10 protein-coding genes are annotated in these 11,761 nt (G+C 42.8%); 4 read left to right on the plus strand and 6 right to left on the minus strand.

Annotation, left to right across the window (positions count from 1 at the left end):
• Window positions 1-406 precede the first annotated feature (406 nt).
• Window positions 407-604, minus strand: coding sequence for a hypothetical protein (locus tag ACFOU2_RS00840; protein WP_377911351.1), 198 nt, complete (start codon window positions 602-604; stop codon window positions 407-409).
• 398 nt (window positions 605-1,002) lie between these two features.
• Here ACFOU2_RS00840 and ACFOU2_RS00845 point away from each other — a divergent pair, with 398 nt between their 5' ends.
• Together ACFOU2_RS00845 and ACFOU2_RS00850 are read left to right on the plus strand one after the other, a co-directional pair.
• Entirely contained in the window at window positions 1,003-1,341 is a 339-nt protein-coding gene (locus ACFOU2_RS00845) for a DMT family transporter (protein ID WP_377911353.1), read from the plus strand.
• A 26-nt stretch (window positions 1,342-1,367) separates the two neighbouring features.
• Window positions 1,368-1,646, plus strand: coding sequence for a hypothetical protein (locus ACFOU2_RS00850; RefSeq protein ID WP_377911355.1), 279 nt, complete (start codon window positions 1,368-1,370; stop codon window positions 1,644-1,646).
• A 240-nt stretch (window positions 1,647-1,886) separates the two neighbouring features.
• On the opposite strand, the gene ACFOU2_RS00855 is transcribed toward ACFOU2_RS00850, so the two are convergent.
• From ACFOU2_RS00855 to gltB, 3 genes are all read right to left on the minus strand, one after another.
• The gene (locus ACFOU2_RS00855; protein WP_377911695.1) at window positions 1,887-2,882 is read right to left on the minus strand and encodes a zinc-dependent alcohol dehydrogenase family protein; all 996 of its coding nucleotides are present in this window, start codon (window positions 2,880-2,882) and stop codon (window positions 1,887-1,889) included.
• A 305-nt stretch (window positions 2,883-3,187) separates the two neighbouring features.
• Complete coding sequence (gene gltD / locus ACFOU2_RS00860) at window positions 3,188-4,666, minus strand: glutamate synthase small subunit (protein WP_377911357.1); 1,479 nt, start codon at window positions 4,664-4,666, stop codon at window positions 3,188-3,190.
• Window positions 4,667-4,681: 15 nt separating this feature from the next.
• A complete protein-coding gene (gene gltB / locus ACFOU2_RS00865; RefSeq protein ID WP_377911359.1) occupies window positions 4,682-9,259 on the minus strand; it encodes a glutamate synthase large subunit in 4,578 nt (1,525 codons plus the stop codon).
• Window positions 9,260-9,427: 168 nt separating this feature from the next.
• Between gltB and ACFOU2_RS00870 the strand changes: the two genes are divergently transcribed.
• On the plus strand, window positions 9,428-10,330 hold the full coding sequence (locus tag ACFOU2_RS00870) for a LysR family transcriptional regulator (RefSeq protein ID WP_377911361.1): 903 nt from the start codon (window positions 9,428-9,430) through the stop codon (window positions 10,328-10,330).
• Window positions 10,331-10,406: 76 nt separating this feature from the next.
• Here the strand turns inward: ACFOU2_RS00870 and ACFOU2_RS00875 are convergent, their stop codons facing one another.
• A complete protein-coding gene (locus ACFOU2_RS00875) occupies window positions 10,407-10,640 on the minus strand; it encodes a hypothetical protein (RefSeq protein ID WP_377911363.1) in 234 nt (77 codons plus the stop codon).
• 232 nt (window positions 10,641-10,872) lie between these two features.
• Between ACFOU2_RS00875 and ACFOU2_RS25660 the strand changes: the two genes are divergently transcribed.
• Window positions 10,873-11,196 carry a hypothetical protein gene (locus ACFOU2_RS25660; RefSeq protein ID WP_449237045.1) on the plus strand — a complete coding sequence of 108 codons (324 nt, stop codon included), beginning with the start codon at window positions 10,873-10,875 and terminating at the stop codon, window positions 11,194-11,196.
• 113 nt (window positions 11,197-11,309) lie between these two features.
• Here the strand turns inward: ACFOU2_RS25660 and ACFOU2_RS00885 are convergent, their stop codons facing one another.
• Complete coding sequence (locus tag ACFOU2_RS00885; protein WP_377911365.1) at window positions 11,310-11,678, minus strand: hypothetical protein; 369 nt, start codon at window positions 11,676-11,678, stop codon at window positions 11,310-11,312.
• Window positions 11,679-11,761 lie beyond the last annotated feature (83 nt).

The following is an 11,761-nucleotide window of genomic DNA, read 5'->3' on the forward strand; positions in this document are numbered from 1 at the left end:
CTAAGTACCTGAAAGGTTGTATCATAATTGTAATACTAGGCAGGAAAATCGGAGGGTGAAATGATAGCCGTTTTTAGCTTTCGAGAATATACTTTTGTCACAATGACTGGAGACAGACGGCTATGGGATCTATCCCAAAATGCAATCATTCATGAAAATTATCAAAAAGTATGCCTTCTTTCCTTAAAAGAAAATTGGCAATTGCAACGGTCGCGCATATAAAAATGTTTCAAACCTGCATTGTAGAAATGAAGCAAACGTTAAAGGAAAAAGGCCCCCCTAGAGGAAGCCTTAACGATCATTCATGACATTACTTTAGAATATACCGAACCAGTATCACTAACATCTGTGAAATGCCGTTATCCATTGAGCCGGATTGCGGAATCATCCTATCTGTTTATCCGTTTCATTCTCCTTTCTCTTCATGAGTATCCGCTGCTTGCTCATTTTCTCTACTTATTCGTGGCCTGCCCCAGAAAAATCCCCACGGATCTCTTCTCCGAGGGAGATCGTCTTCTGTGCGATCATGAACAATGTCAATATTTTTTGCATAAACAGTTAGATTATCAACATGGACTACTTTTTCTTTTTTATTATGAGACATCCTAACCCTCCCTTTCATGGCTATAATCATTTTTATCTTATTCAAGCAGGGATGTTAGCGTATAGGCGTTTTCATTGTTTTATCCTGCCTTAAAGAATTTAATCATCAAATACCTGGATCGATTCATTCATTAGATTAGGATCCTTATCACGAGACACTCCCGGATCTTTCATTTTAAAGCATGATAGTCAAAAATGTTTGGATAATAAAATCCTTCTATATGAATCCGCATACCCTTTGTAAGCTCGTTCAAGATGAAAGAACAGAAAGGCGTGAATAGAAGGAGAGCCGGGGACAGAGGTTAAAAAATTAAGCGAGACTTATATAATACAACTCCCTCTGCCTTCCATAAAACAGTATAATAAACTTTGTGATTAATATAGGGGGCGTTAACAACTATGCGTACTGAACGAAAAAAACGAATCATTGGTCTTATTTTAATTATTTCCGCTTCGGTCTTATGGGGAATCTCAGGTCCTGCTATGCAATGGCTGTTTGCCCACGAAACAGTTGACTTACCATCGCTTGTAGCCATACGGCTATTTATGGCCGGAGTGTTGATGCTCCTATTCCTGGCGGTCCGCAAAGAAAATATCTGGTGTATATTAAAGCCATGGAAGCGCCTGCTATTGTTTGGTGTTTTGGGGATTTTAGGGCTTCAGTATACGTTTGTCAGTACGATTGAAGCCGGAAATGCCGTAACAGCCACACTATTATTGATGAACATCATCAATTAAAAGGAATTTTAACCCATAATGCCGTGATGGAAGTACTGGAAGATGCACTGGGGGTGAAGGCAGGAGGCATTCATTTAACGGTCGCCACCCCGGAAAGTAAAGGCTCCCTTCATAACATTACTGACATTTTGAAACATTACAATATCGAAGGATTACTTACATTAGATAACGGGACACGGTTGTTCCGGCGAATTGGAGTTACCCTTCCTTTATGCACCCCCTCTCAGGATATCGTTACCCTGACCCATATGCTTGAAAAGAAAGGGTATCGGGTATTAGACCAAGAAATAATCCGGCGAGAATAACATAAGGGGGGGCAAAAAAGCATGTTCATTTATGCTTTTTTGCCCACCCCTCTTTGTCTATTTTACCGCTTTTGCGGCATTTTATCCATGGTTGATAGATTAATGATTTCAGCTTCTTCGACAGCCCTTTTAACTATAGGAAGGATAACCCCTTATTTCTGTTTTTTACGGGCTCCCTGGACAAAGCTCAATAGCAAGAAGGAACCGGGAAGCTTTTTACTCATTCGCATTGGAAGGCAATTACCAAGTATTTTTTAATACAACTTTCCCAATTGCTTTCTTGGACTCTATATATTCATGCGCTTTTGAGACTTCATCAAACGTAAATATATTTGGGTCGATAAGGGGATGAAGCTTCCCTTCCTCCACAACCCGGGTGATTTTCTTTAAAATCTCGCCATGATGTTTACGTTGATCTTTGTTTATGATCTTTAACAACATAAAAATAACATGTAGAGAAAGTCCCTTTGAATGCAGGAGGGACAGGTCATGAGTTGAACGGGCAGCAATGGCCAATACTGTACCATTGACCGCGGCCGCTTCAAAAGAGCGATCGAGATTTTCACCGCCTACCGTGTCAAACACGACTTCAAATCCTTTGCCGTTTGTATATTTTTGAACATAATCTTGAACAGACTCTTCTCGATAATGGATAACTGTGTCTGCCCCTAAACGATTGGCGATTTCCAGTTTCTCAGGCGAAGAGGCAGTCGTATACACTTTGGCTCCGGCCCATTTCGCTAATTGAATGGCTACGTGTCCTACACCACCGGCAGCCGCATGAATGAGTACATCTTGTCCGGACTTGATCTGCCCGCGGTCAAACAAAGCTTCCCAGGCAGTGATAGATACAAGAGGTAAAGCAGCGGCTTCTTCCATCGTCAAGTTTTTTGGTTTGTGGGCAATCAATTGGGCATCTGCAAGCATAAACTCTGCAAGTGCACCACCCGTCCCTTTAAAACCGCCCGCGCAGCCAAATACTTCGTCGCCAGGTTTAAACCCGCTGACGCCTTCGCCCACTTCCGTGACAATCCCTGCCACATCTCCGTGTAATACAGCTGGAAACTCAGGGGCAACGGCCGGAACTGCCCCGCTGCGGACTTTCGTATCAATGGGATTGACACTTGTCGCCTTTACTTGAATCAATACATGTCCCGGTAATACCTCCGGCTTTTGAATCTCTTCTAATTGAAACACTGATGGTTCACCAAAAGATCGAATAATTTGTGCTTTCACTTCATTCACACTCCCTTTCTTCTTAATTGTAAAAGAGATTTAGAGCGAAAAGCTAGAAAAATGATTTTCACCTAAAATACTGTCCATACCACTTAGCCGCTGCGTCCACTTCCGTTGGGGTTAAATAATGACCATTATTTTCCCAATGCACTTGAACAGTGGCATTTGATTTCTCTGAAGCTAAAAAGCCCATTTCTGGATGGGATTTTTCTTACATATTAACAACAAAAAAGATAGGCGGATCAGCCGTTGATTATAGACGTACCCTGCCTATCTTTTTATCTATTATGTGTTAAACCCCTTTGTTACGGTAAAATCGAGCTCCCCATCAAATAACGATCGACTTCACGTGCCGCTTCACGGCCTTCGTTAATCGCCCACACGATTAAACTTTGGCCCCTTCTTGCATCCCCTGCGGCAAATACGCCGTCAATGTTCGTTTTATACTTTCCGTATTCTGCCTTAATTTTACGATTTTCTGCTTCTACGCCAAATTGCTCAAGGAGCGGCTGGTCGGTTCCTTCAAAACCGATTGCAATTAAGACAAGCTGTGCCGGCCATACTTTTTCTGTTCCTGGAACTTCTTTAAACACATACTTGCCGTTTTCTACGACTTTTTCCATGCCAATCGTATGAAGCTCTTTTACATGTCCATTTTCATCGCCTACAATTTTTTTCGTTTGAATTAAATATTCACGTACATCAGAACCGAATTTTGCTTTTGCTTCTTCATGCCCGTAGTCAAGCGCAAATGTAAGCGGGTATTCCGGCCATGGATTGTCTAATGAACGATCATTTGGCAAAATCGGGTGCTTACCGAACTGCACTACACTAAGACAGTTTTGGCGAAGCGCTGTTGCGATACAGTCGGCACCTGTATCACCGCCGCCAATTACGATTACATCTTTTCCTTCCGCATTGATAAACTGGCCATCTTCAAAGTTAGAATCAAGCAAGCTTTTGGTCGTTTTTGTTAAATAGTCCATGGCAAAGTGGATGCCTTGCAACTCGCGGCCTTCCATGACAAGATCACGCTGTTTTTGCGCACCTGTACAAAGAATGACGGCATCAAAATCAGCTTGTAACTCGTAAGCATAAATATCTTTGCCGATTTCTGTATTTGTCACGAACGTGATGCCTTCTTCTTCAAGCAGGCGTACACGACGTTCAATTACTTCTTTTTCCAGTTTTACATTTGGAATTCCATACATTAATAATCCGCCGATGCGGTCAGCACGCTCGAACACCGTTACACTATGACCGGCTTGATTTAATTGGTCGGCAGCCGCTAGACCTGCGGGACCTGAACCGACAACCGCCACTTTTTTACCTGTCCGCACTTTCGGAATACGCGGTGTAATCCAGCCTTCCTGAAAACCTTTTTCAATAATCGTGTGCTCAATGCTTTTGATGGCAACAGCCGGATCATAAATCGATACCGTACAGGAACCCTCACAAGGCGCTGGACAAACGCGCCCTGTGAATTCAGGGAAATTATTTGTTTTTAAAAGACGGTCTAACGCTTCTTTCCATCTTCCGCGATAGACTAAATCATTCCATTCAGGAATCAAGTTATGAATCGGACATCCTGATGTCAGTCCATTTATTTCAGTACCCATGTGGCAAAATGGCGTTCCACAATCCATACATCTGGCACCTTGTCTTTGTAATGCATCATCGGAGAAAGGAGCCGAGTGTTCTTTCCAATCGCTTAGACGTTCAAGAGGGTCCCGTTCATTTGCCTCTTCACGTGTATATTCCATAAATCCTGTTGCTTTTCCCATAGTCTCCTCCTCCTTTTATTGTACGACTGCTTCTTGTTTTTTCAGTTTGACAAGTGTTGATTTCTGCTGTTTCTGTTGCTTGACATTTGCTTCAAAAGCACTCATGACCGCTTGTTCATCCGTCAATCCGGCTTCCTTCTGCTCCTGGATGCGATTCATCATTCGCTTATAGTCCTTTGGAATGACTTTCACGAATTTTTCCATCAAATCGTTCCAATTTGCAAGCACATATGCGGCTTTTGGACTTCCTGTATATTCATGGTGTTTTATGACCATCTCCATGACTTCTTTGATTTCTGTTATATCGCTAAGGGTTTCAAACTCAACCATCTCTTGATTGCATAACGCTTTAAATTCATCTTGATCATCAGCAAGAACGTACGCGATTCCGCCTGACATACCGGCTGCAAAGTTTTTGCCGACGCGGCCTAACACAACGACGCGGCCGCCTGTCATATATTCACAGCCGTGGTCTCCGATTCCTTCTACAACCGCATGGACTCCGCTGTTTCGTACACAGAAACGTTCACCAGCACGGCCTTGAATATACGCTTCACCGGATGTTGCCCCGATAAATGATACGTTACCCGTAATCACGTTATCTTCAGGCGCAAAGGAAGCATCCTTCGGTGCACGAACGATAATTTTGCCGCCTGATAAACCTTTACCAAGGTAGTCGTTTGCATCTCCATCAAGATGCATGGTCATACCTTTAGGGATAAAGGCACCGAAACTTTGACCTGCTGAGCCCGTGAAACGAAGTGTAATGGTATCTTCTGGTAAACCTTCTCCACCGTATCGCTGTGCCACTTCGCTGCCGACAATCGTTCCGACAACACGGTGGATGTTTTTCACATGGAAATGAAGATCGACCGGCTGTTTGGTTTCTAATGCCGATATGCATTGTGGAAGAATTTCAGTCATATCAAGCGATTGATCTAACTTATGGTTTTGCGGGCGGCTGAATGTACGAGCACCTTCTGCTTGGTATAACAATTTAGATAAATCCAAATATTTTGCTTTCCAGTGTGCTTTCGTGCGTTCGCTTACTGTTAATACATCTGTTCTTCCAACCATTTCTTCAACTGTTCTAAAGCCTAACTGTGCCATAAGTTCGCGCACTTCCTGCGCAATAAATGTCATGAAGTTTACGACATGGTCAGCAGTACCCATGAATTTTGCGCGTAACTCCGGGTTTTGTGTTGCCACACCGACCGGACATGTATCTAAGTGACAAGCACGCATCATAACACAGCCCATTACAACAAGCGGAGCAGTTGCAAAGCCGTATTCTTCCGCACCAAGTAATGCGGCCATGACAACATCGCGGCCTGTCATTAACTTTCCGTCTGTCTCTAATACAACACGATCACGCAATTCGTTTAGCATTAATGTTTGGTGAGCCTCTGCCAATCCAAGCTCCCACGGTAAACCAGTATGTTTAATACTTGTTTTTGGTGATGCACCTGTTCCACCATCATAACCGCTGATGACGATCACATCAGCTGCACCTTTTGCCACACCCGCTGCGATTGTACCAACACCTGCTTTGGATACAAGTTTCACACTGATACGAGCTTTCGGATTGGCATTTTTTAAATCATGAATCAATTGGGCTAAGTCTTCAATTGAGTAAATATCATGATGCGGTGGCGGTGAGATTAATCCAACACCAGGCGTTGAACCGCGAACTTCAGCTACCCATGGATATACTTTATTGCCAGGTAATTGCCCGCCTTCACCAGGTTTTGCCCCCTGTGCCATTTTAATTTGGAGCTCATCAGCGTTTACAAGGTAGTGAATATTAACACCGAAACGACCAGACGCTACTTGTTTAATTGCGCTTCGACGAAGGTCGCCGTTTGCATCAGGTGTAAAGCGGCTTGGATCTTCTCCGCCCTCACCACTGTTGCTTCTTCCGCCTAAACGGTTCATCGCAATGGCTAACGTTTCATGCGCTTCTTTACTCAATGAACCGAATGACATCGCACCGGTTTTAAAGCGGCGAACGATGGATTCGACTGATTCTACTTCATCAATTGAAATCGGCTCTCTATTTTCATTAAATGCAAATGCATTGCGAAGGAATGTTAATTGTTCGTCATTTGCCATTTGTGAGTACTTTTTAAATAATTCATAATTACCTTCACGGCAAGCACGCTGCAGTGTATGAATCGTATGCGGATTGAATGCATGGTGTTCACCGTTTCGTCTCCATTGAAGCTCACTTCCAGCTTCTAATGTATTATCTTCATAGTTGCCGCTGTATGCTGCTTCGTGACGTAATTTTGCTTCTTGCTCGATGACATCTAAGCCGACTCCGCCAATTTGTGAAGCCGTTCCGTCAAAATAACGTTCGATGACATCGTTACCGATACCAACCGCTTCAAAAATTTGCGCGCCGCGGTAACTTTGTACTGTCGAAATTCCGATTTTCGACATAACTTTTACAACGCCCTCTGCTGCTGTTTGATTAAACTTCTCAACAGCTTCCGCATATGGAACATCGATGGCATCTTCTGCAATCGCTTGTTCTAATGTCGCATATGCCAGGTAAGGATTGATTGCATCTACTCCGTAACCAAGCAAAACAGCGAAATGATGTACTTCTCTTGCTTCACCCGACTCAACAATGATGCTCACTTTTGTACGTGTTCCCTGACGCAGTAAATGCTGATGTACCGCACTGCCGGCAAGTAATGAAGGAATGGCGATATGATTTTGGTCCACACCGCGATCCGATAACACAAGAAGTGTCACACCATCTGCAATGGCTCCATCCACTGCCTTGCAAAGCTCCTCCACTGCCTGTTCTAAGTTTTCAGTAAATAAAATCGGCAACGTGCGGCTCTTGAACTCTGGATATTGATTTGCTTTAAGACGTGCAAGCTCTTCATTTAAAATGAAAGGTGATTCTAAACGAATGCGTCGGCACGCTGTTTCATTCGGGTGAAGAAGGTTACCTTCCGCACCAAGGAATGACAAAGTTGATGTTACGACTTCTTCACGAATCGCATCAATCGGCGGATTTGTTACTTGTGCGAACGATTGCTTAAAGTAATTGTATAAAAGATGCGGCCGGTCAGATAATACAGCTAATGGTGTATCAAGACCCATTGAACCAAGCGGATCTTTTCCTTCTGTGACCATTGGGATGATATTTTTTGATACTTCTTCATACGTATAGCCAAACGCTTTTTGAAGCTTCACTAAATTGTCGATTTTTTCGGCAACTTCTGCTTCTGGTAAATCATGAACCGTTAGAAGTTGATCGTTTAACCAGTTGCGGTACGGCTTTGCTTCAGCCATTTGCTCTTTAATCTCATGGTCTGAGATAATTCGGCCTTCTTCAAGGTTGAGTAATAACATTTTACCTGGGCTTAAACGATCTTTGTATAATACATTTTCTGGATCGATGTCAACAACGCCTACTTCGGATGATAAAATGAGATAGTCATCTTTTGTTACATAATAACGAGCCGGGCGAAGACCGTTGCGGTCTAAAATGGCGCCAATTTGCTTGCCGTCAGTGAAGACAACTGCTGTCGGCCCATCCCAAGGCTCCATTAAACAGCTATGGTACTCGTAAAATGCTTTTTTCTTATCATCCATGTTTTCGTCTTTTGTCCACGGCTCAGGAACCAGCATCATGGCTGTGTGGGCAGGTGTGCGCCCTGCTAATGTAAAGAATTCAAACGCGTTGTCAAGAATGGATGAGTCACTGCCATCTGTATCAAGAAGCGGCATAACTTTTTCCAGGTCCTCACCGAACACTTCTGAAACGAACTGTTTCTCGCGTGCTTTCATCCAGTTGATGTTGCCGCGAATCGTGTTGATTTCCCCATTATGGATTAAATAGCGGTTTGGATGTGCGCGTTCCCAGCTCGGGAAAGTATTTGTACTGAAACGGGAGTGTACAAGCGCAAAGCCCGACTCGAAATCCTCATCCTGTAAATCTACATAGAAAGCAGATACTTTTGACGGAGTCATTAAGCCTTTATATACAATCGTGTTGCTTGACAAGCTTGCGAAGTAAAAACCAGAGCCGCTTTCAGCTCCTGCTTTTTCAGCTTGTTTACGAATGATATATAATTTGCGTTCAAATGCGAATTGTTCCGTAAGGTCATCGCTGGCCCCAATAAATACTTGACGTACAAACGGTTCGGTTTTCTTTCCGGTAGGACCGATGTGATCGCTGTCTACCGGTACGGTTCTCCAACCAAGAAGCGTTTGGCCTTCTTGTTCAATAAGTTTATTTATTTCACGCTCATAATGCTCGCGTTCTCCAGCATTTTGCGGAAAAAAGATCATCCCGACACCGTAACGGCCTTGTTCAGGTAAGTTCATATCGTTGCATACTTTTTTGAAAAATCCATGCGGGATTTGTACCATGATTCCGACACCGTCACTTGTTTCAGGATCACTTCCTTGTCCGCCGCGGTGTTCAAGTTGATCAAGCATATGAAGTCCTTTTTTTACAATACCATGTGATGCATGGCCATTTAAATGTGCATAAAGCCCGATTCCACATGCATCATGCTCAAATTCAGGACGGTAGAGACCTTGTGCTTTTGGTAAATGGTTATATTTCATCATTTCTCCCCCGTTTCGATTTCTCTGTATTTTCAATTTGAATAATTTTCTGTATTTTCAACCCGAGTAAAATCACATGAATTTATTTTATATTCAAAAATTAATATAAACAATATATAATTTAGATTAAAACTATCTCATTTTGAGATAAGAGAATGGAGGATTGGGATGGAGTTACGACAATTGCGCTATTTCATGGAAGTCGCCAAACGCGAACATGTATCCGAGGCTGCCGAATATCTTCATGTAGCCCAGTCAGCGATCAGCAGGCAAATTGCGAACTTGGAAGCAGAGCTTGGAGTCGATTTATTTGAACGGGAAGGACGAAATGTAAAGCTCACCCCTATCGGAAAGCTTTTTTTATCCCATACCGTAACAGCAATGAAGGCGATTGACTACGCCAAGCAACAAATTGACGAATATTTGGATCCTGAGCGAGGAACGATTAAAATCGGTTTCCCGACAAGCCTTGCCAGTCACTTGTTGCCAACGGTCATTTCCGCTTTTAAGGATAAACATCCAAATGTAGCGTTTCACTTACGTCAGGGATCTTACAAATTTTTGATTGATGCCGTCAAAAGCAGGGATATCGATTTGGCATTTCTCGGACCAGTACCTGTAAACGATCATGATATCGAGGGGCATATCTTGTTTACAGAGAGCATTTCCGCCCTATTGCCAACCAGCCATCCACTTGCGGAACGGAAAAGCTTGCGTCTCAGCGATTTAAAGAACGACTCTTTCGTGTTGTTTCCTGAAGGTTTTATCCTCCATCAGATTGCCGTTGACGCATGTAAACAAGCAGGGTTCACACCGAATATTTCCTCAGAAGGAGAAGATTTGGATGCCATCAAAGGTCTCGTATCTGCCGGGATGGGGGTGACGCTTTTACCGGAAAGTACATTTTACGAGACGACTCCCCGTTTCACCGTAAAAATCCCCATTAACATTCCCGATGTAAAGAGAACGGTCGGCCTCATCATTCCGAAAAATCGCGACCTGGCCCCTTCCGAAAAGGTGTTTTATCAGTTTGTAAAAGAGTTTTTCTCCATGCTGGAGCAATATCAATAGAAGATACGGCAGGAGATGTATATTCCAATAAAAAAGGAGCCTGACAAGCAGGCTCCTTTTTATCATTCTTTTGCCTTTACTTAGAAGGATTGTTCCCTTCCATAATAGACTCAAACTTTTTCATTTCCGGATCCATTGTCGGTGTTACATGAAATGGGTTTGTTGCCTGGTGCGGATTCAGCGGATCTATATCCGCCCGAATTCCCATCTTTGATGCTTGAGTTGCCATAGCATCCTTTATCGGACCTTCCCTTGTTCCATCAAAACGAGGAGTAACATTACGAGGTTTATCACTATTTTGCGTGCGCATGACGCATCCCTCCTTTAGTACGTACTTTTTGTTAAAAGAAGCTTTCTTATACTTTTTAGGGGGATATTAGGTGAAAAAGAAGATAGAAGCAATTCCAAACCTTATTGAATTTTTTATTTGGATATTTACTACATAACAGGGATAAAAACCCAAGAACTTCTCTGGGTAAATGCATATGCTTTACTGAATAAAATTTAAGGAGGTTCTTTATATGAATGGACAATTGCACCCTATGACAATTGGAACAAATGTATCACCCCTGGAAAATCACTTAGTGGACAGTAATGATGAAAGGATTTTTGGAAGACCGTTCTTCGGAAGACCGTTCTTTGGAAGACCATTCTTTGGAAGACCATTCTTTGGAGGTCCGTTCTTTGGAAGACCATTCTTTGGAGGTCCGTTCTTTGGAGGTCCGTTCTTTGGAGCTCCGTTCTTAGGAGGATTAACGGCGGGACTGTTGGGCAGTGCCTTGCTTAGCCCTTGGTATGGATATGGATATGGATATCCTTACGGAGGCTTTGGATATGGATATCCTTACGGAGGCTTTGGGTATTAAAGACAAACGATTTAAAAAGCTCTGCAACCTGGCAGAGCTTTTTACATTGTTCCTTAACGAATTGAACGGCCATATCCCAAGTTAAAGAACCGAGACAAAGGTATCTTGAGTTGTTAATATGTGTATAAATCATTCAGCCACTTCACAAACAACCCTTTTGGAAGCTGTAAATATGGAAGGTTCTCTTCTTTCCATTCCTCTTGTTTGCATTCTTCCATCATATGCTTATACCACTGCCATGTTACATCCTGGGCGATTGCGAACGCTTTTGCTTCTTCTCGCTCTTCCGCTAGTCGGAGCCCTTCCTGCCATCTTTGTTGATTCAACATATATTCCGGACACTGTAATGTATATTTCTCGCACCAGTAGACAAGCTGTTGGTGTGTAAATTCGTTTTGTTCGTCACACACTTCATGAAGCAAAATCTTCAAATTTTCTGGTGTAAACGGTAAAGAAATGCGGTTTGTCTCTGTTGTATTCATGACTCAAACCCTTTCGATTCTTTTTCATCGCATACAATTATAAACAACAAAGAAAAAAGACGTGCATAAAACGTTGTTATACG

Source organism: Bacillus songklensis (assembly GCF_042649685.1).
Lineage (GTDB): Bacteria > Bacillota > Bacilli > Bacillales > Bacillaceae_H > Bacillus_BA > Bacillus_BA songklensis.

Bases quoted from the DNA above. Each gene is read 5' to 3' on its own strand.
- ACFOU2_RS00850 (WP_377911355.1), top strand. From the start codon at position 1,368: ATGGAAGTACTGGAAGATGCACTGGGGGTGAAGGCAGGAGGCATTCAT.
- ACFOU2_RS25660 (WP_449237045.1), top strand. From the start codon at position 10,873: ATGACAATTGGAACAAATGTATCACCCCTGGAAAATCACTTAGTGGAC.
- ACFOU2_RS00875 (WP_377911363.1), bottom strand. From the start codon at position 10,640: ATGCGCACGCAAAATAGTGATAAACCTCGTAATGTTACTCCTCGTTTT.
- gltB (WP_377911359.1), bottom strand. From the start codon at position 9,259: ATGAAATATAACCATTTACCAAAAGCACAAGGTCTCTACCGTCCTGAA.
- ACFOU2_RS00885 (WP_377911365.1), bottom strand. From the start codon at position 11,678: ATGAATACAACAGAGACAAACCGCATTTCTTTACCGTTTACACCAGAA.
- ACFOU2_RS00845 (WP_377911353.1), top strand. From the start codon at position 1,003: ATGCGTACTGAACGAAAAAAACGAATCATTGGTCTTATTTTAATTATT.
- ACFOU2_RS00840 (WP_377911351.1), bottom strand. From the start codon at position 604: ATGTCTCATAATAAAAAAGAAAAAGTAGTCCATGTTGATAATCTAACT.
- gltD (WP_377911357.1), bottom strand. From the start codon at position 4,666: ATGGGAAAAGCAACAGGATTTATGGAATATACACGTGAAGAGGCAAAT.
- ACFOU2_RS00870 (WP_377911361.1), top strand. From the start codon at position 9,428: ATGGAGTTACGACAATTGCGCTATTTCATGGAAGTCGCCAAACGCGAA.